Source organism: Pseudomonas sp. HC1(2025), from assembly GCF_058742075.1.
The window spans coordinates 2,877,968-2,896,821 of sequence record NZ_CP196017.1; the positions used below are offsets into that span (position 1 = coordinate 2,877,968).

General features: G+C 62.4%; 18 protein-coding genes. All 18 read left to right on the plus strand.

The genetic code is table 11. From position 1 onward, the window contains the following. Positions 1–94 precede the first annotated feature (94 nt). Positions 95–1,129, plus strand: a complete 1,035-nt coding sequence (arnC, locus tag ACSSVH_RS13005) for an undecaprenyl-phosphate 4-deoxy-4-formamido-L-arabinose transferase (protein WP_169951725.1) — start codon at positions 95–97, stop codon at positions 1,127–1,129. Next, positions 1,126–3,129, plus strand: coding sequence for a bifunctional UDP-4-amino-4-deoxy-L-arabinose formyltransferase/UDP-glucuronic acid oxidase ArnA (gene arnA / locus ACSSVH_RS13010; RefSeq protein WP_492634673.1), 2,004 nt, complete (start codon positions 1,126–1,128; stop codon positions 3,127–3,129). The genes arnC and arnA overlap by 4 nt, the downstream gene beginning before the upstream one ends. Continuing rightward, a complete protein-coding gene (arnD, locus tag ACSSVH_RS13015; protein ID WP_170041619.1) occupies positions 3,126–4,013 on the plus strand; it encodes a 4-deoxy-4-formamido-L-arabinose-phosphoundecaprenol deformylase in 888 nt (295 codons plus the stop codon). The genes arnA and arnD overlap by 4 nt, the downstream gene beginning before the upstream one ends. Then, positions 4,010–5,665: a lipid IV(A) 4-amino-4-deoxy-L-arabinosyltransferase gene (gene arnT, locus ACSSVH_RS13020; protein WP_492634674.1), complete on the plus strand. Its 1,656-nt coding sequence runs from the start codon at positions 4,010–4,012 to the stop codon at positions 5,663–5,665. Before arnD ends, arnT begins: the two co-directional genes overlap by 4 nt. Next, complete coding sequence (arnE, locus tag ACSSVH_RS13025) at positions 5,662–6,009, plus strand: 4-amino-4-deoxy-L-arabinose-phosphoundecaprenol flippase subunit ArnE (protein ID WP_170041388.1); 348 nt, start codon at positions 5,662–5,664, stop codon at positions 6,007–6,009. Before arnT ends, arnE begins: the two co-directional genes overlap by 4 nt. After that, positions 6,006–6,410 carry a 4-amino-4-deoxy-L-arabinose-phosphoundecaprenol flippase subunit ArnF gene (gene arnF, locus ACSSVH_RS13030; RefSeq protein WP_170057319.1) on the plus strand — a complete coding sequence of 135 codons (405 nt, stop codon included), beginning with the start codon at positions 6,006–6,008 and terminating at the stop codon, positions 6,408–6,410. The genes arnE and arnF overlap by 4 nt, the downstream gene beginning before the upstream one ends. Further along, complete coding sequence (locus ACSSVH_RS13035) at positions 6,407–7,780, plus strand: UDP-glucose dehydrogenase family protein (RefSeq protein ID WP_169951734.1); 1,374 nt, start codon at positions 6,407–6,409, stop codon at positions 7,778–7,780. The genes arnF and ACSSVH_RS13035 overlap by 4 nt, the downstream gene beginning before the upstream one ends. 3 nt (positions 7,781–7,783) lie before the next feature. Next, positions 7,784–9,391 carry a glycosyltransferase family 39 protein gene (locus ACSSVH_RS13040; protein ID WP_492634675.1) on the plus strand — a complete coding sequence of 536 codons (1,608 nt, stop codon included), beginning with the start codon at positions 7,784–7,786 and terminating at the stop codon, positions 9,389–9,391. A gap of 205 nt (positions 9,392–9,596) precedes the next feature. Next, complete coding sequence (locus ACSSVH_RS13045) at positions 9,597–9,764, plus strand: type VI secretion system contractile sheath small subunit (protein WP_262376917.1); 168 nt, start codon at positions 9,597–9,599, stop codon at positions 9,762–9,764. Positions 9,765–9,925: 161 nt separating this feature from the next. After that, positions 9,926–10,630, plus strand: coding sequence for an HPP family protein (locus ACSSVH_RS13050; protein ID WP_169951738.1), 705 nt, complete (start codon positions 9,926–9,928; stop codon positions 10,628–10,630). 158 nt (positions 10,631–10,788) lie between these two features. Further along, the gene (locus ACSSVH_RS13055; protein WP_492634676.1) at positions 10,789–11,895 is read left to right on the plus strand and encodes an enoyl-CoA hydratase/isomerase family protein; all 1,107 of its coding nucleotides are present in this window, start codon (positions 10,789–10,791) and stop codon (positions 11,893–11,895) included. A 3-nt stretch (positions 11,896–11,898) separates the two neighbouring features. Beyond that, entirely contained in the window at positions 11,899–13,050 is a 1,152-nt protein-coding gene (locus tag ACSSVH_RS13060; RefSeq protein ID WP_172311432.1) for an acyl-CoA dehydrogenase family protein, read from the plus strand. 97 nt (positions 13,051–13,147) lie between these two features. After that, the gene (locus ACSSVH_RS13065) at positions 13,148–13,597 is read left to right on the plus strand and encodes an SRPBCC family protein (protein ID WP_169951744.1); all 450 of its coding nucleotides are present in this window, start codon (positions 13,148–13,150) and stop codon (positions 13,595–13,597) included. Positions 13,598–13,763: 166 nt separating this feature from the next. After that, on the plus strand, positions 13,764–14,210 hold the full coding sequence (locus tag ACSSVH_RS13070) for a DUF411 domain-containing protein (protein ID WP_170041383.1): 447 nt from the start codon (positions 13,764–13,766) through the stop codon (positions 14,208–14,210). Positions 14,211–14,213: 3 nt separating this feature from the next. Beyond that, a complete protein-coding gene (locus ACSSVH_RS13075) occupies positions 14,214–14,645 on the plus strand; it encodes a YqaA family protein (RefSeq protein ID WP_169951748.1) in 432 nt (143 codons plus the stop codon). 97 nt (positions 14,646–14,742) lie between these two features. Further along, a complete protein-coding gene (locus ACSSVH_RS13080) occupies positions 14,743–15,756 on the plus strand; it encodes an alpha/beta fold hydrolase (RefSeq protein WP_492634677.1) in 1,014 nt (337 codons plus the stop codon). A 24-nt stretch (positions 15,757–15,780) separates the two neighbouring features. After that, positions 15,781–16,734 carry a D-2-hydroxyacid dehydrogenase family protein gene (locus tag ACSSVH_RS13085; protein ID WP_492634678.1) on the plus strand — a complete coding sequence of 318 codons (954 nt, stop codon included), beginning with the start codon at positions 15,781–15,783 and terminating at the stop codon, positions 16,732–16,734. A 557-nt stretch (positions 16,735–17,291) separates the two neighbouring features. Next, the gene (gene glgA, locus ACSSVH_RS13090) at positions 17,292–18,851 is read left to right on the plus strand and encodes a glycogen synthase GlgA (RefSeq protein ID WP_492634679.1); all 1,560 of its coding nucleotides are present in this window, start codon (positions 17,292–17,294) and stop codon (positions 18,849–18,851) included. Positions 18,852–18,854: the final 3 nt, after the last annotated feature.

Below are 18,854 nucleotides of genomic sequence, written 5' to 3' on the forward strand. Positions count from 1 at the left end.
ACGCGGCTCTTTTTTATTGAACTGCCTGCACTTTCATCCGCTGTTTGTTGTCATCTCTACGCTCAAAGTTGCTCTAACCCGAGGTCATGAATCTTTGAAACCCTACCCTATTCATTGCGTGTCGATCGTTATCCCGGTCTACAACGAAGAACAGAGCCTGCCCGAACTGCTGCGCCGTACCCGTGCGGCATGCGAGCAGTTGGCCTATGCGTACGAAATCATCCTGGTGGACGACGGCAGCCGCGACAGTTCCGCCCAACTGCTGGAAGACGCGGCAAGCGAGCCCGGCAGCCATGTGGTAGCGGTGATCCTCAATCGCAACTACGGCCAGCACGCCGCGATCATGGCCGGGTTTGAACAATGCCGGGGCGAGGTGGTGATTACCCTCGATGCCGACCTGCAAAACCCGCCCGAAGAGATTCCACGCCTGGTCGAGCAAGCCGCCCTGGGTTACGACGTGGTCGCGACCGTGCGCAACAATCGCCAGGACTCGGCCTTTCGCCGCTGGCCTTCGCGCCTGATCAACCTGGCCGTGCAGCGCTCGACCGGCGTGGCCATGACCGACTACGGCTGCATGCTGCGTGCCTACCGGCGCACCATCGTCGACGCCATGCTCGCCTGCCGTGAGCGCAGCACCTTTATCCCGATCCTGGCCAACGGCTTTGCGCGCCATACCACGGAAATCCTGGTGCACCACGCCGAGCGCGAACACGGCGAATCCAAATACAGCGCCATGCGCCTGATCAGCCTGATGTTCGACCTGCTGACGTGCATGACCACCACGCCCCTGCGCCTGTTGTCCATCGTCGGTTTCAGCCTGGCGGCCCTGGGCATGCTGTTTGCCTTTGCCCTGATCGTCATGCGCCTGGCCTTTGGTGCCGATTGGGCCGGCGATGGCCTGTTCGTGCTGTTCGCCGTGCTGTTTGTGTTTACTGGCGGGCAGTTCATCGGCATGGGCCTGCTGGGTGAATACCTGGGGCGCATGTACAGCGATGTGCGCGCCCGCCCACGCTTCTTTATTGAAAAGGTGCTGCGCAACGAGCCGACAGCCCCTGCGCCAGCGGTCATCGTTGATGGCCTGCCCTCTTCCCAATCGTCCACTTCCTCTTCCAGTCAGGTTTCGTCATGAGTTCAAAAGCTGTTGTCTTCGCGTACCACGACATTGGCTGTGCAGGCATCGAAGCCCTGCTCGCCACGGGCTACCAGATTGCTGCCGTGTTCACCCATGCCGATGATCCCAAGGAAAACACCTTCTACGGCTCGGTCGCCCAGCTGTGCGCGCGCCACGGCATCCCGGTGCACGCGCCGGAAGACGCCAACCACCCGCTGTGGGTCGAGCGTGTGGCGAAGCTGAACCCAGACTTCATTTTCTCGTTCTACTACCGCAACCTGCTGGGCGAAGCGCTGTTGGCCACCGCGCGCCAGGGCGCATTCAACCTGCACGGTTCGCTGCTGCCCAAGTACCGTGGCCGCGCGCCGGCCAACTGGGTGCTGGTCAATGGCGAAACCGAAACCGGCGTGACCCTGCACCGCATGGTCAAGCGTGCCGACGCCGGCGCGATTCTTGCCCAGCAAAAAGTCATGATCGAACGCAGCGACACCGGCCTGACACTCCACGCCAAGCTGCGCGAGGCCGCCACCCAGTTGCTGCGTGACGCGCTGCCGCAACTGGCCCAGGGCAAGTTGAGCGAAACCGCCCAGGACGAAAGCCAGGCCACCTGCTTTGGCCGCCGCACCCCGGCAGACGGCAAGCTCGTATGGAGCAAGCCCGCAGAAGAATTGTTCAACCTGGTGCGTGCCGTGACCCAACCGTACCCCGGCGCGTTCTGTGCGGTGGGCGAGCACAAGCTGATCGTGTGGCAAGCCGAAGTGCTCAAGGGCAATGAAGGCCAGGCGCCGGGGCGCGTGATCAGCGTCAACCCGCTGCGCATTGCCTGCGGTGAAGACTCCCTGGTCATCAACTTTGGCCAGCGCAATGACCACGGCCTGTACCTGACCGGCCCGGCCCTGGCCGATGAACTGGGCCTGGTGGACGGCTCGATCCTGCGCGGCGCCGAGTCGGGCGGTAAACCACGGCGCACCCGCGTGCTGATCCTGGGGGTCAACGGCTTTATCGGCAACCACCTGTCCGAGCGCCTGCTGCGCGATGATCGCTACGAGGTCTACGGCCTGGACATCGGCTCCGACGCCATCGAACGCCTGCGCAGCCACCCCAACTTCCACTATGTGGAAGGCGATATCAGCATTCACTCCGAGTGGATCGAGTACCACATCAAAAAATGCGACGTGGTCCTGCCGCTGGTGGCCATCGCCACGCCCATCGAATACACCCGCAACCCGTTGCGTGTGTTCGAGCTGGATTTTGAAGAAAACCTCAAGCTGGTGCGCTACTGCGTCAAGTACAACAAACGCGTGATTTTCCCGTCGACCTCTGAAGTCTATGGCATGTGCCAGGACCAGAATTTCGACGAAGACACCTCCAACCTGGTGGTGGGGCCGATCAACAAGCAGCGCTGGATCTACTCGGTCTCCAAGCAACTGCTGGACCGGGTGATCTGGGCCTATGGCGCCAAAGGCCTGAATTTCACCCTGTTTCGCCCCTTCAACTGGATGGGCCCACGCCTGGATCGCCTGGACTCGGCGCGTATCGGCAGCTCCCGGGCGATCACCCAATTGATCCTCAACCTGGTGGAAGGCACGCCAATCCGCCTGTTTGACGGTGGCGAGCAGAAACGCTGCTTCACCGACATTGCCGACGGCATCGAGGCCCTGGCGCGGATCATCGACAACGATAACGACGCGTGCAACGGCCAGATCATCAACATCGGCAACCCGGACAACGAAGCGAGCATCCGCCAGTTGGGCGAAGAACTGCTGCGTCAGTTCGAGGCCCACCCGTTGCGCGGTAACTTCCCGCCATTCGCCGGGTTCCGTGATGTCGAAAGCAAGGCGTTCTATGGCACTGGCTATCAGGACGTGGCGCACCGCAAGCCGAGCATTGCCAACGCCAAGCGCCTGCTGGACTGGGAGCCGAGCGTGCAGATGAGCGAAACCATCGGCAACACCCTGGACTTCTTCCTGCGTGAAGCGATGCTGGAATTCGCCCAGTCCAGCGAAGCAGGCAAATAATGAAGGCAGGTCTGCGCATCGACGTCGACACCTACCGCGGCACCCGTGATGGCGTGCCACGGTTGCTGGAGTTGCTGGATGAGGCCGGGATCAAGGCGACGTTTTTCTTCAGTGTCGGCCCGGACAATATGGGGCGGCATTTGTGGCGCCTGATCCGCCCGCAGTTCCTGTGGAAGATGCTGCGCTCCAACGCGGCCGGGCTGTACGGCTGGGACATCCTGCTGGCCGGCACTGCCTGGCCGGGCAAGCCGATTGGCCGCGACCTGGGGCACCTGATGCGCCAGGCCAAGGCCGCCGGGCACGAAGTAGGCCTGCATGCCTGGGATCACCATGGCTGGCAGGCCAATGCCGGGCGCTGGAGCGATGCGCAGTTGGTGGAGCAGGTACGCCGTGGGCTCGACACGTTGGGCGATATTCTCGGCGCCCCGGTGGAATGTTCCGCTGCCGCCGGCTGGCGTGCCGATGAGCGGGTGGTGCAGGCCAAGCAAGGCTTTGGCTTGCGTTACAACAGCGATTGTCGCGGCACCGGCCTGTTCCGTCCGATCCTCGCCGATGGCCGCGCCGGCACGCCGCAGATCCCGGTAGACCTGCCGACCTTCGACGAAGTGGTCGGGCCCCAGGTCGCGGCCAAGGACTTCAACGGCTTCATTCTTGATCGGTTCACCGAATCGACACTCAACGTCTATACGATCCACGCAGAAGTCGAAGGGATTCTTATGGCTAATGAATTTCGCCAGTTGCTCGCCCAGGCAGGGCAGCGCGGCATCCAATTCCAGCCCTTGGGCAACCTGTTGCCGGCCGATCCGGCGAGCTTGCCCCTGGCGCATCTGACACGCGGCGTACTCAGTGGCCGCGAAGGCTGGCTGGGAGTGCAACAGGCATGATCCGACGTTGGGCCCTGCCCCTGCTCCTACTGGCCTTCGGCCTGTGTTACCTGCTGCCGATGGTCACCCATGGCCTATGGATCCCGGACGAAACCCGCTACGCGCAGATCAGCCAGGAAATGCTGCTGACCGGCAAATGGGCGTCGCCGCACTTCATGGGCATCCGCTATTTCGAAAAACCGGCGGCCGGTTACTGGATGATCGCCCTCGGCCAGGCCCTGTTCGGGCAAAACCTGTTCGGCGTACGCGTGGCCTCTGCGCTGGCCACGGGCTTGAGCATCCTTTTGGTGTACTTCATGGCCCGGCGCCTGTGGAACGATCCACGCAAGAGCCTGGTCAGCAGCGTGCTGTACATGAGTTTTGTCAGCGTGGCGATGTCGGGGGGCTACGCCAACCTCGACCCGCAGTTCAGCTTCTGGGTCAACCTCAGCGGCGTGGCCTTGTGGCTGTGCATCGACAGCCACAGCCGGCGGGCGCGCCTAGGCGCCTGGGCCCTGTTGGGGTTTTCCTGCGCCATGGGCTTCATGACCAAGGGCTTTTTGGCCTGGCTGCTGCCGGTATTGATCGCCCTGCCCTACATGATCTGGCAAAAGCGCTTGCGTGAGCTGCTGGCCTACGGCCTGGTGGCGGTGGCTGTGGCGATTGTGGTCAGCCTGCCCTGGGCGCTGATGGTGCATGCCCAGGAGCCCGACTACTGGAACTTCTTTTTCTGGCACGAACACATTCAGCGCTTTGCCGGTGAAGATGCCCAGCACGAAGAAGCCTGGTGGTACTACCTGCCGTTGCTGGCCGCATTCAGCCTGCCATGGCTGGCCCTGTTGCCCTCCACCCTGAAACAGGCGTGGCAGGAAAAACGTGCGCACACCACTGGCTTCCTGTTGTTGTGGTTGCTGATGCCCCTGGCGTTTTTCAGCCTGAGCAAGGGCAAGCTGCCGGCTTACATCTTGCCGTGCCTGCTGCCTTTGGCATTGCTGATGGGCCATACCCTGGCCGACAAACTGGCCCAGGCCCGTGGCCGGGTGTTGCAAGTCAATGGCTGGCTCAACCTGATCCTCGGGGTGCTGGGCCTGCTGGCAATTGTGTATTTCCAGCTGAAAAAGCCGATCTATGCCCACCAGCAGGAACTGTCGAGCCTGGTGCTGGTGTTTATCGTGTTGCTGGGCTGGATTATCGTCAATCTGCTACAGGCGGCGCGCCCGCTGCGCCTGTGGGCGGCGCCGGCCCTGGGCAGTTGGTTGCTGGTGGCCCTGGTGCCTGCGGCGTTGCCGCACTCGGTGGTGAATAACAAGACCCCGGACCAATTCATTATTGATCACGCCCAGGAACTGGCAGGTACCAATCGTTTGCTGAGCAACGACCTGGGCGCAGCGGCCGCCCTGGCGTGGCGGCTCAAGCGCCCGGATGTGACGCTTTACGACACCCTGGGCGAAGTCAAATACGGCCTGGCCTACCCTGACAGCGCCGCGCGCCGGGTCGACACCACACAAGTCCAGCAATGGATGACCGAGGCCCGCAAACAGGGCTCGGTGGGCGTGGTGATGCGCGTCAAGGGCGAGAGTGAAGTGCGTGAAGTCGAGTTGCTGCCCAGCGATGGCCAGCGCTACGAGCAAGGCAACATGGTGATCCTGGTGTTCCCGCAGGTGGCGCCTTGATCAGCCTGCTGCTGCTCCTGGCCGCGTGCCTGCTGACCTGCATGGGCCAGATCGCGCAAAAGTATGCCGTGGAAGGCTGGCGTGGCCAGCCGGCGGGCTGGGCGTTGAAACTGCGCTCGCCCTGGCTCTGGTCGGCCCTGCTGTGCCTGGGCCTGGGCCTGCTGGTGTGGCTGCTGGTGCTGCAACGCCTGGAAGTGGGAATTGCCTACCCGATGCTCAGCCTGAATTTTGTACTGATCACCCTGGTGGCGCGCTTTGTGTTTCATGAGCCGGTAGACCGCCGCCACTGGGTCGGCGTGGCCCTGGTGATGGGCGGCGTGCTGCTGCTGGGAGGCCAGGTATGAGCCGGTTGCGCGGTTTCACCCTGGCGTTGTCCAGCGTGGTGCTGGTCAGCGCGGCCCAGTTGGGCATGCGCTGGAGCATGACACGCTTGCCATTGCCCGCCGACTGGCTCACCGCGCCCATGGTTGATCCCGTGGCCTTGGGCGTGGTGGCCCTGGCCATCGTGGCCTACGCCCTGTCGATGCTCTGCTGGCTCGGTGCGCTGGCGCACCTGCCCCTGAGCCGCGCCTATTCGTTGCTGAGTATCAGCTACGTCCTGGTGTACCTGCTGGCCGCCAGCCTGCCCGGCTTCAACGAACCCTTTTCCCTGTCACGGACCTTGGGGGTGGCACTGGTCATCCTCGGCGTTTTGACCATCAACTCCCGTCGTATCGGCAATACAAGCCCCAGGAATGCCCCATGAAAATCAGCGTATTTGGTAGTGGTTACGTTGGCCTGGTACAGGCCACCGTATTGGCCGAGGTCGGTCACGATGTGATCTGCATGGACGTTGACGAAAACAAGGTGCGTCTGCTGCAACAGGGCCATGTGAGCATTTTCGAGCCGGGGCTTGCCAGCCTGGTCCGGGAAAACCTGGAAAACGGTCGATTGACCTTTACCAGCCAGGAAAAACTCGCGGTCGAGCATGGCGAAGTGTTGTTTATCGCGGTCGGCACGCCCTCGGACGAGGACGGCTCGGCAGACTTGAAATACGTACTGTCGGTGGGTGATGCGGTGGCCCGGCATCGTGTCGAGCCGGTGATCCTGGTGGAGAAATCCACGGTCCCGGTGGGCACCGGCGACACCCTGCGGGCCCATATCGACAAGGCCCTGGCTGGGCGCAGCCTGGTGTTCGATATCGTCTCCAACCCGGAATTCCTCAAGGAAGGCTCCGCCGTGGCTGACTGCCGGCGCCCCGACCGGATCATCATCGGCTGCGAGCGCGAAGAAGTGCGCGAGGTGATGCGTGACCTGTACGCGCCGTTCAACCGCAACCACGACCGCATCATCTTCATGGACGTGCGCAGCGCCGAGCTGACCAAGTACGCCGCCAACTGCATGCTGGCCACCAAGATCAGCTTTATCAACCAGATCGCCGAACTGGCCGAGCACCTGGGGGCCGATATCGAGTCGGTGCGCCTGGGCATCGGTGCCGATTCGCGGATCGGCTACCACTTTATCTACCCTGGTTGCGGCTACGGCGGCTCGTGCTTTCCCAAGGACATGCGCGCGCTGATCCACAGTGCCCGCCAAGCCAACTGCTCCAGCGACCTGCTGGAAGCGGTGGAAGCCATCAACCAGCGCCAGAAAAGCAAACTGTTCGAGCGTATCCGGGCGTTCTACAAGGGCGAGTTACGCGGCAAGACGTTTGCCTTGTGGGGCCTGGCGTTCAAGCCCAACACCGACGACATGCGCGACGCGCCGAGCCGGGTACTGATGGAGTCGCTCTGGGCCGCCGGGGCCAACGTACGGGCCTTCGACCCCGAGGCCATGCAGGAAACCCAGAAGCTCTACGGCGATGACCCGCGCCTGATGCTGATGGGCACCCCGGAATCGACCCTGGGGGGCGCCGACGCCTTGATCGTCTGCACCGAGTGGCAGCAGTTCAAGGCACCGGATTTCGACCTGCTGCACGCGCGCCTCAAGGCGCCGGTGATCTTTGACGGGCGCAACCTGTATGACGCCGAGCGCCTGGCGCGCAAGGGCTTTGACTACTTCCCCATGGGCCGTGGGCAGTCCTGCGAGTTGCCGATCCCCCAGCAACAGTGGGTGCCGCGGTTGCTGGAGGCCTGAGGCGTGGACACGCTGCTCGCGCCTGTCTTGCGCCGCCAGTCCTGGGGCGTCGGGCTGCTGGCCCTGTTGCTGTTTGTCGCCGGTAACTGGGACCAGGCAATTATCGGTTTCGACTCGCGCTTCGTGCTGTTCGCCCAGGAAATGCTGCGCCACGGGCCGGGGTTTTTCCCCACCACCTATGGCCAGCCATATGCCGATTACCTCTCGACCTCGACCCTGCTGACCTGGCTGTTGTCGCTGCCCCTGGGGCGCGTCACCAGCCTTAGTGCGTGGCTGCCGACGGCCATCGCTGCGGCGGTCATCGTTGCCCTGGTCTACCGCCTGACGGCGCCTTACTCCCGGCGTTGGGCGCTGCTGAGCATCGCGTTGCTGTTACTCAGCAGCACGTTTATCAGCGAAACCCGCTCGGTTTCCCTGGACCAGATGCTGGCGGCGGTGACCCTGGCGGTGTTTTACCTGGGCTATGCCCATGATCATTTCGCCAGCCCCCGGCGCCTGCCGTGGCTGTTACTCCTGTTGCTGCTGGGGTTTGCCATTCGCGGGCCCATCGGCCTGGTGATCCCCACTGGGGTGTTGTGCGCCTATTACCTGCTCAACCGCCAATGGCGGCCGTTGTTCAGCTTCGGCCTGCTGGCCCTGGCGTTGCTGGTGGCGTGCGTGGGCTTGCTGCTGTTGCTGGCCAAGCTCAGTGGCGGCGAGGCCTTTATGCAGGACGTGATCCGCATGCAGTTCCTTGGGCGCATGGACGGCCGCGAAGGCTCCAGCAGCGTGCTGTATTACTTCAGCAGTTCCCTGGGCAACTACGCCCCGGCGTACCCGCTGGCCCTGTTGACGCTGCTGGCGGTGCTGCAAAGAGGCCGGCGCGCGTCCGATAGCGGCTGGCAATTGCTGCTGGGATGCATCGCTGCGGGGTTGATCGTGATGCTGGGCCTATCGATCCCCGAGGCGAAGAAAGCCCGCTATGTGTTACCGATGATGCCCATGGTGGCGATCATCGCCGCGTATCCGTTTCATCGGACGGATGGGCGCCTGTTCAAGGGGCTACGGGGCTTGATGCTGGGGTTATGGGCACTGGCTCCGGGTTTGCTGGTCGGCGCGCTGCTGGTGGCCCGGCATCGTTTTGGCGCGCAGGTGGAGCATTTCCAGGGCGCGCTGGGCCTGTTGATCGGCTTGCAGGTCGTTGCCGTCGCGATGCTTGTGAAGTGGCGCTGGCGCCCTGTGGGGCCGGCGTTTTGCGCGGTGCTGGCGGTGTGGAGCGTGTACATCCTGGTGGTCGAACCCCTGGAACGCCGCCTGTATGACACTCGCACCTTTGCCCGCGAGGCGCAGGCGCTGATTCGCCAGGACCCCGCGCCGCTGGTGTTGCATGGCCTGGGCAAAGACGCCAAGGCCATCAAATTCATGGTCAATGTGGAGTGTGACCGGGTGCCGCTGTTCACCCAGGCACCTGCCGACCTCGCAGCGCTGCCGGCGCCGGCGTGGCTGGTGATGGACAAGGCGCAATTCGATGGCCTGGAGGAGCCGCGCTGGCGCGGATTAACGCCGGTGCTTGTCGGGCAGTTCGATAAAAACCCCTATGTGCTGCTGCATCTGGAGCCGCTTGCGCCTTGAGTGTGAGTCATCAAGAAAGCTCCTACGTTTGTATCCGTAAATGCCGGTAGCGGTTCCCCTACCGGCTCTCTGACCCCACCGGTAAACTCGTTTTACATTTGCGCCACCATTCGCGCCATATCGTTACTGCCCTCAGAGGACCGCTGCCGTGCCTGACGAGCAATTGCCTGTTGCTGCCGAGCCTGTACACGTCGGCTATATCCCGCTGCCCACCCTCGACCGCCTGATGGAACTGCGCGACGCCCTGGTCGCACTCAAGGGGCCGTTGGCCAGCGACCCACAGTTGCGGGAAAGCGTGCACAAATCGCTGATCAATGCCGAGAACCACGAGCGTGTCCTGGGCAAGGTCTGCTCAGGGCCCCGGTGGGCTTGATGCAAAATTACTGCACTTAACCTGCATTAATATGCATTGGCGCCAGTGTTGATTGATCGGCACACTGCGCCGGTTCCTCCCCCAAATGTTGGAACTTTCGAAGGGCTTTACGGGAAACCGCAAAGCCCTTTTTTTGCCTTTCAAGATCGGACTGCCCCGCAATGCTCGCTCGCTGGTTCCCCGCTGCCATCAATACCCGTCCCGCCGAATGGAGTCGTGCCGCCATCGGCATGGCCCTGGGCACCCTGTTTACCGTATGGCTCTGTGCCCAGGTGTATGGCCTGGAAGTGGCCATGCACCTGCTGGGCCCGCTGGGCGCCTCCGCCGTGCTGTTGTTTGCGGTGTCATCGGGGGCCCTCGCCCAGCCATGGTCGATTATTGGCAGCTATCTATGCGCCAGTGTGGTGGCCTTGCTGGTGGCCCGCGTCTTGGGCCGGACCCTGGGCAGCGCCTGCCTCGCGGCGGGCATGGCGTTGATCCTGATGTGCTGGCTGCGTTGCCTGCACCCGCCTTCCGGTGGATTGGCCATGACCCTGGTGCTGGCCGACCCGGCCACCATCGCCCTGGGCTGGCAGGAAGTCGGCCCGGTCATGCTCGGCGCTGGCACCTTGCTGCTGTCGGCCCTGGCCTACAACAACCTGACCCGCACCCGTTACCCCAAGGGCCCGGCTGAAACCCCAGTGGTGGTGCCGACGCCGTCCCCAGAGGTGGATGCAAAAATCACCGCCGCAGACCTGGAACAAGCGTTGGCGCAAATGGAGCAGTTTTTTGACGTTACCCCCAGCGAACTGGAGGAACTGATCCATATCGCCGAAGACCATGCCCGCCGCCGCAGTATCAGCCAGGTGCTGGCCAGCCGGGTCTAGCCAAGCCTGCCCAGTTTTTTATCGAATGCCTCGCTGCATAAATGCAAAGATGACCTGCAGGATTCCGGCTTGTACTGGGCAAATTTGCACTGGTACGATCCGGAGATGGTTCGCCCGCGAACACTTTGATAAAGAACAATAAAAGCAGGGAGTTACAGATGACTGCTCAGGCTCAGTCCCAGGCGACACGCAGCACCGAGTCCTCCCAGGACAGCGTCCTGGCCGAAGTACGCAACCACATCGGCCACCTGACCCTCAACCGCCCCGCCGGCCTCAACGCCATCACCCTGGACATGGTCCGCAGCCTCTCGGCGCATTTGCGCGTCTGGGCCGATGCGCCCGAGGTGCACGCCGTGGTGTTGCGCGGCGCCGGTGAAAAGGCCTTCTGCGCCGGTGGCGATATCCGCTCGCTGTACGACAGCTTCAAGAGCGGCGACACCCTGCACGAAGACTTCTTCGTCGAGGAATATGCCCTCGACCTGGCCATCCATCACTACCGCAAGCCGATCCTCGCCCTGATGGACGGCTTTGTCCTGGGCGGCGGCATGGGCCTGGTCCAGGGTGCCGACCTGCGGGTAGTCACCGAGCGCAGCCGCCTGGCCATGCCGGAAGTGGCCATCGGTTATTTCCCGGATGTGGGCGGCAGCTACTTCCTGCCGCGCATTCCCGGCGAACTGGGGATTTACCTGGGCGTGACCGGGGTGCAGATCCGCGCCGCCGACGCTTTGTATTGCGGGCTGGCTGATTGGTACCTGGACAGCGCCAGGCTGGCGGAGCTGGACCACAAACTCGACCACCTGCAATGGCGCGACTCGCCACTCAAGGATCTGCAAGGCCTGCTGGCCAAGCTCGCCGTGCAACAATTGCCGGATGCGCCGCTGGCGGCCCTGCGCCCGGCCATCGACCACTTCTTTGCCCAGCCCGACGTACCGAGCATTGTCGAACAGCTGCAACAAGTGACCGTTGCCGACAGCCATGAATGGGCCGTGAGCACAGCGCAACTGATGCACACCCGCTCGCCATTGGCCATGGCGGTGACCCTGCAGATGCTGCGGCGTGGACGGCACCTGGCGCTGGAAGATTGCTTTGCCCTGGAACTGCACCTCGACCGCCAGTGGTTCGCCCGTGGCGACCTGATCGAAGGCGTACGCGCATTGTTGATCGACAAGGACAAAGCCCCGCGCTGGAACCCGCCAACGTTAGCGGCACTGGACCAGCGCCATGTCGACAGCTTCTTCCAAGACTTCGCGAAGAACGGGAACTAACTCATGCAAGATATTGAATTTACAGAAGAACAAGTCATGATCCGCGACATGGCGCGCGACTTTGCCCGTGGCGAAATCGCCCCCCATGCCCAGGCCTGGGAAAAAGCCGGCTGGATCGACGACGGCCTGGTAGCCAAGATGGGCGAACTGGGACTGTTGGGCATGGTGGTGCCGGAAGAATGGGGCGGCACTTATGTGGACTACGTGGCCTATGCCCTGGCCGTCGAGGAGATTTCTGCGGGTGACGGTGCAGTAGGCGCACTGATGAGTATCCATAATTCAGTGGGTTGCGGCCCAATCCTCAACTACGGCACACCTGCGCAAAAAGAGACTTGGTTGGCCGAGCTGGCCAGCGGCCAGGCCATCGGTTGTTTCTGCCTGACCGAACCCCAGGCCGGCTCCGAAGCCCACAACCTGCGCACTCGCGCCGAACTGCGCGATGGCCAGTGGGTGATCAACGGCGCCAAACAGTTCGTTAGCAACGGCAAACGCGCCAAGCTGGCGATTGTGTTTGCCGTGACCGACCCGGAGCTGGGCAAGAAAGGTATTTCGGCGTTCCTGGTGCCCACCGCTACCCCAGGCTTCACCGTGGACCGTACCGAACACAAGATGGGCATCCGTGCCTCGGACACCTGCGCGGTAACCCTTAGCCAGTGCAGCGTGCCCGAGGCCAACCTGCTCGGCGAGCGCGGCAAGGGCCTGGCCATTGCCCTGTCCAACCTCGAAGGTGGGCGCATCGGCATCGCCGCCCAGGCCTTGGGCATCGCCCGTGCAGCCTTTGAAGCCGCATTGGCCTACGCCCGTGACCGGGTGCAGTTCGACAAGGCCATCATCGAGCACCAGAGCGTGGCCAACCTGCTGGCTGACATGCAGACCCGCCTCAATGCCGCACGGCTGCTGATCCTGCATGCCGCGCGTTTGCGCAGTGCGGGCAAGCCGTGCCTGTCCGAAGCCTCCCAGGCCAAGCTATTCGCGTCGGAAATGGCCGAGAAGGTCTGCTCATCTGCGATGCAGATCCATGGCGGCTATGGCTACCTGGAAGACTACCCGGTGGAGCGTTACTACCGGGATGCGCGGATTACGCAGATTTATGAGGGCACCAGTGAGATCCAGCGCCTGGTGATTGCTCGGGAGCTGAAGAACTATCAGCTATAGGCCTTGCTGCGAACCCGTCGAAAAAGCCTGAAGACTCCCGTGCGTTGTACGGGAGTGCGACTATTCTGACAGTTCCTAGCCACACAGGAGGTGTGTCATGAATGCAGTCGAGCACCCGCTCCGCGTCGAGCGAATCAGCCAGGAACGCTACATCCAAGCCCCTATCGAAGCCGTCTACGACTACGTGACCCAGCCGGATCGCTGGCATGAATGGCATCCCACGTCCCTGGGCGCGGACACCGGCACCAGCGGTTCACTGCCTGCCGGTCAGCGCTTCACCGAGACGATCGACCTACTGGGGGTACGTGTACCCATGAGCTACCGGGTGCAAATCGCCGTGCCGCCCCGGGAATTCAAGACCGTGTTCACCTCCCTTGCGGTCGATGGCAGCATTCATTACTTACTCCAGCCTCAAGGTAGCGGCACTTTGTTCACCCGGGTGCTGAGCTATGAGACCGAACTGCAGCTGCGCACCTTGCAAACGCGCATGGTAGAGCTGTCGGAGCAGGCCATGGACCAGCTCAAGCAGCGCCTGGAATCGTCCTGAACTGACAAAATTGTCATCTTTGCCTCAGTTGGCTGACAGCTGCGCACCTTAAGCTGCGGGGTTGTCGCGTGTCCGTATAATTTCGAAACATAACCACCTCACCTGATTCGCAAAAGCGCGGACAATGCGCCCTCTTTGCGCACTCCGTAACCGATGGGACCTGTCTATGAAAACCACCCTGCGCCTGACTTTGCTGTCCGCCCTGTTCATGACCACCCTGGCCCAGGCCGCCGAACTGATCCCGATTGACGTGCACCGCGATGCCAACTGCGGTTGTTGCAAGAAATGGATCAGCCACCTTGAAAGCAACGGATTCAAGGTCAACGACCATGTGGAAGCGGACATGAGTTCGGTCAAGCAGCGCCTGGGCGTGGCGCCTCGCCTGGCGTCCTGCCATACCGCCGTGATCGACGGCAAATTCGTCGAAGGCCACGTGCCTGCTGATCAGGTGCTGGCCCTGCGCAAACGTGACGACTTGCTGGGCATCGCCGCCCCAGGCATGCCCATGGGCTCGCCGGGCATGGAAATGGATGGCATGAGCGACGCCTATCAAGTCATCGGCCTGACCCGCGAAGGTAAAGATGTAGTGGTAGCCCAATACCCGGCCCACTGATCAATGCTCGCTGGGTATGCCGGGCTATTTTTCAGCGCCTTTGGCGCGGCAACGCTGTTACCACTGCAATCGGAAGCGGTACTGGTCGCGCTGCTGCTCAACGGCAACTACGCGGTGTGGTTGCTGCTCGGGATCGCGACCCTGGGCAACGTCCTGGGTTCGCTGGTCAACTGGCTGCTGGGCCGCTCGGTCGAGCTGTTCAAGGATCGACGCTGGTTCCCGCTAAGCGCCGCGCAGTTGGAAAAGTCCCGCGGCCATTATCGCCGCTGGGGGCATTGGTCACTGCTGCTCAGTTGGGTGCCGATCATCGGCGACCCGCTGACCCTGGTGGCCGGGGTGATGAAGGAGCCGCTGTGGCGTTTTGTGCTGATCGTCAGCCTGGCCAAGGCGGCCCGGTATGCGGTGGTGGCAATGCTTACGTTGCATTGGATGTAAGCAATGTGCGTTGCTGCACTGGGCCTGCGGCGACGGGTTAATCCCCGCTTAATCCCCCCGCCACAGCATCCGGGAGCATCGTCCCTGGAGCTTTCCCATGCCGCTGACACGTTCGTTTCTCCTTGCCGGCCTGCTGGCCACCTGCGCCCTCCCTGCCTTGGCAGCCACGCAAAACCCAAGCTACGGCCCGCAGTTGCAAGGTTTCCAATACCCCTACCCGGTCGAACATTTCGATTTCCAGTCCCAGGGCCAAGCAGTGCAAATGGGCTATATGGACGTGCCGGCCAAAGGCCCCGCCAATGGCCGCAGCGTGGTGTTGATGCATGGCAAGAACTTCTGCGGCGCGACCTGGGAGGCGTCGATCAAGGCCCTGAGCGAGGCCGGCTACCGGGTGATCGCACCGGACCAGATCGGCTTCTGCACCTCCACCAAGCCTGAGCACTACCAGTACAGCTTCCAGCAGTTGGCAATCAACACCCATCAACTCCTGCAAAAACTCGGCATTCCCAAGGCGACCCTGGTCGGCCATTCCACCGGTGGCATGCTGGCTACCCGCTATGCCCTGCTTTACCCCACACAAACCGAGCAACTGGCGCTGGTCAACCCGATCGGCCTGGAAGACTGGAAAGCCTTGGGCGTGCCCTATCGCAGCGTCGACCAATGGTATGAGCGCGAACTGAAACTGAGCGCCGACGGCGTGCGCGAGTACGAGCGCAAGACCTACTACGACGGGCGCTGGAAGCCTGAATACGAGCGTTGGGTGGACATGCTCGTCGGCCTGAACCAGGGCCCGGGCCATAAGCGGGTGGCGTGGAATTCGGCGTTGATTTACGACATGATCTTTACCCAGCCGGTGTACTACGAGTTCAAGGACCTGCAGGTCCAGACCCTGCTACTGATCGGTACGTCCGATATCACCGCAATCGGCAGTGATAGCGCGCCGCCCGAGGTCAAGGCCAAGATCGGCCGGTACAACGAACTGGGCAAGCAAGTGGCCAAGCTCATTCCCCACTCGACCCTGGTGGAGTTCCCGGGCCTGGGCCACGCACCACAAATGGAAGAACCCGCGCGCTTCCACCAGGCGCTGCTGCAAGGGCTCAAGGCGCTCTAATTCCCACTAAGCGAGGCACCGTGCATGTCAGTTCAGATCGCAGTCATTGATGATTGGCAAGATGTGGCCCGCGAGGTGGTGGACTGGTCCGCCCTGGAGGCGATCGGCCAAGTGCATTTCCTTCACGATTACCCTGCCGACACCGCCACCTTGATCGCACGCTTGCAGGGTTTTGCGGTGATTTGCGTGATGCGCGAGCGCACAGTGTTTGACCAGGCGCTGCTGCAAGGGCTGCCGGGGCTCAAGTTGCTGGTCACCGGCGGCATGCGCAATGCCGCCATCGACCTTGGCGCCGCCAAGGCCCTGGGTATCCAGGTGTGTGGCACCGACAGCTACAAACATGCGGCACCGGAGCTGACCTGGGCCCTGATCATGGCCTCCACCCGCAATCTGCTGGCCGAAGCGACCTCCTTGCGTGCCGGCCAGTGGCAGCAAGGGCTGGGCGGCGATCTGCATGGCCAGACCCTGGGTATCCTCGGGCTGGGCAGTATCGGCCAGCGTGTCGCGCAGTTTGGCCAGGTGTTTGGCATGCGCGTGATCGCCTGGAGTGAAAACCTCACTGCGCAACGCGCCGCCGATGTAGGCGTGACCTGGGTCAGCAAGCGCGAACTGTTCGAACAGGCCGACGTGCTGTCGATTCACCTGGTACTCAGCGAGCGCAGCCGCGGCATGGTGGATGCCCAGGCCCTGGGCTGGATGAAACCCGGCGCACGCCTGGTGAACACGGCGCGCGGGCCGATCGTCGATGAGGCGGCCCTGATCGATGCGCTGCGCGATGGGCGACTGGCGGGCGCGGCACTGGATGTGTTCGAGCAGGAGCCCTTGCCGGTCGACCACCCGTTTCGCCATCTGCCCAACGTGTTGGCCACCCCCCATGTGGGTTATGTCAGCGCGCGCAACTACCGGCAGTTCTATGGGCAGATGATCGAGGATATCCAGGCGTGGGCCAGTGGGCGGGTCTTGCGCAGCCTGACATGATAAATAGCTTCACATATATACATCAAGATATTGATTTATATGGGTATTAACTCTTAACAAGTCACTTTAAGTAGCATCCCGCACCACTATCGAGCAGCCCAACCCCGATGCCCCATCAAGAGGCGATCCCCCCGTAGGAGCCGGCTTGCCGGCGATGAAGCCCTCAGCAGCGACGCACTCCCCAAGGTCGCCATCACCGGCAAGCCGGCTCCTGCAAGGGAGGCGCCTGCCTGAAAAATAATATTGTCCTACAAAATTATCCTACAAGCCTTGCAGGCTCTGGGCTGTGTCCTAGACTGATGACCGATGGGTCACGATCAGAACAAAAGCCCCCGCAATAAATCGAAACTTTCCAACTCTGCCGTAGGTCAGGTTTAAGGTAGGACGCACGCCACCGGCGCCAGCCGGACGTCCGCCCATCCAATCTATTTATCAGTTCGGTGCAATTGGCATAAGCCTTGCCAGTCTGTGCAGTGCTAGTGCGCGTGACCGCAGGACGCGGTTGACTTTCGCTGAGGGCGCCAGGCTCTCGGCTGACCACCACATGGGAGAGAACTATGATCAGTGCCGCTTCGGGAATTCAGGGACAGCGTTTCAGTCAGCCGGTCGATGGGCCAACCGCCTTGGTTGACCTGCCCGGCGCAGTGCGGCCGGTCTCGTCTCAAAACCCCAATCGCAAGAAAGTGCTGTTTGTGACCTCGGAGCTGGCCGACCTGGTGAAAACCGGTGGCCTGGGCGATGTATCCGCTGCCCTGCCCCGTGCCATGGCCCACCTGCACGATGTGCGGGTGCTGATTCCGGGCTACCGCCAGGTGCTGGACAGCGACAACCCGATCCACATCATCGGCGAGTTGGGCGGGCATGCCGCGCTGCCGCCGTGCAAGATCGGGCGCATGGACCTCAAGGACGGCCTGGTTATCTATGTACTGATCTGCCCCGAACTGTACGAGCGTGAAGGCACGCCCTATGGCGCCAACAATGGTCGCGATTGGCCCGACAACCACATCCGCTTCGCCCGCCTGGGCCTGGCCGCCGCCGATATTGCCGCCAACCTTGCGCAAATCCATTGGTGCCCGGACCTGGTGCACGCCCATGACTGGCCAGCCGGCCTGGCCCCGGCGTACATGCACTGGCGTGGGTCACGCACCCCTACGCTGTTTACCATCCATAACCTGGCCTACCAGGGTGTGGTCAGCCTGGCCTCGTGCCCGGAACTGGGGATTCCCGAACATGCCTTGCAACAAGAAGGCATGGAATTCTACGGCAAGATGTCATTCCTCAAGGCCGGCATGGCGTATTCCAGTCACATCACCACGGTCAGCGCCACCTATGCCCGGGAAATCACCACGCCCGAGTTTGGCTGCGGCCTGGATGGCTTTCTCGCCAGCAAGACCCAGCAAGGTCTGCTCAGTGGTATCCCCAACGGCATCGATGAAAGCTGGGAATCGTCCACCGACCCGCACCTGGATCACCCATTCAATATCGGCGACTGGCAAGGCAAGGCGGTCAACGCCAGCCATGTGCGCAAGCTGTTTGGCCTGGACGAGTCCACCGGCGCCCTGTTTGCCGTGGTCTCGCGCCTGGTGTACCAGAAAGGCCTGGACCTGACCGAAGCCGTCGCCGGGTTTATCGTGGAAAACGGCGGGCAAATTGCCATTATCGGCCGTGGCGAGCCGGAAGAAGAACAGGCCATGCGCGCCCTGGCCCTGCGATTCCCCGGCCGCATCGGTGTGCGCATCGGCTTCAACGAAACCGACGCGCGCCGCATGTTTGCCGGCAGCGACTTCTTGTTGATGCCCTCGCGCTACGAGCCCTGCGGCTTGAGCCAGATGTACGCCCAGCGTTTCGGCTCGCTGCCGGTGGCGCGCAATACCGGTGGCCTGGCAGACACTATTGAAGACGGCGTGACCGGCTTTCTGTTCGACGAATCCACCGTACAAAGCTACGAAGCCGCCCTCGCCCGTGCCTTCAAGGTGTTTGCCTTCCCAGGCCTGCTCAACGCCATGCGTTGCCGGGCCATGGCCGCGCCGTTCAACTGGTGCCAGGCGGTGGAACCCTATGCCGAACTTTACAAGAAACTGGTAGCGAAAGCGCTGGGAAAATCAGGGAAAGTATAAAGA

Bases quoted from the DNA above. Each gene is read 5' to 3' on its own strand.
- ACSSVH_RS13050 (WP_169951738.1), top strand. From the start codon at position 9,926: ATGCTCGCTCGCTGGTTCCCCGCTGCCATCAATACCCGTCCCGCCGAA.
- ACSSVH_RS13080 (WP_492634677.1), top strand. From the start codon at position 14,743: ATGCCGCTGACACGTTCGTTTCTCCTTGCCGGCCTGCTGGCCACCTGC.
- arnA (WP_492634673.1), top strand. From the start codon at position 1,126: ATGAGTTCAAAAGCTGTTGTCTTCGCGTACCACGACATTGGCTGTGCA.
- ACSSVH_RS13035 (WP_169951734.1), top strand. From the start codon at position 6,407: ATGAAAATCAGCGTATTTGGTAGTGGTTACGTTGGCCTGGTACAGGCC.
- glgA (WP_492634679.1), top strand. From the start codon at position 17,292: ATGATCAGTGCCGCTTCGGGAATTCAGGGACAGCGTTTCAGTCAGCCG.
- ACSSVH_RS13075 (WP_169951748.1), top strand. From the start codon at position 14,214: ATGCTCGCTGGGTATGCCGGGCTATTTTTCAGCGCCTTTGGCGCGGCA.
- arnF (WP_170057319.1), top strand. From the start codon at position 6,006: ATGAGCCGGTTGCGCGGTTTCACCCTGGCGTTGTCCAGCGTGGTGCTG.
- ACSSVH_RS13065 (WP_169951744.1), top strand. From the start codon at position 13,148: ATGAATGCAGTCGAGCACCCGCTCCGCGTCGAGCGAATCAGCCAGGAA.
- ACSSVH_RS13060 (WP_172311432.1), top strand. From the start codon at position 11,899: ATGCAAGATATTGAATTTACAGAAGAACAAGTCATGATCCGCGACATG.
- arnT (WP_492634674.1), top strand. From the start codon at position 4,010: ATGATCCGACGTTGGGCCCTGCCCCTGCTCCTACTGGCCTTCGGCCTG.
- ACSSVH_RS13070 (WP_170041383.1), top strand. From the start codon at position 13,764: ATGAAAACCACCCTGCGCCTGACTTTGCTGTCCGCCCTGTTCATGACC.
- ACSSVH_RS13055 (WP_492634676.1), top strand. From the start codon at position 10,789: ATGACTGCTCAGGCTCAGTCCCAGGCGACACGCAGCACCGAGTCCTCC.
- ACSSVH_RS13085 (WP_492634678.1), top strand. From the start codon at position 15,781: ATGTCAGTTCAGATCGCAGTCATTGATGATTGGCAAGATGTGGCCCGC.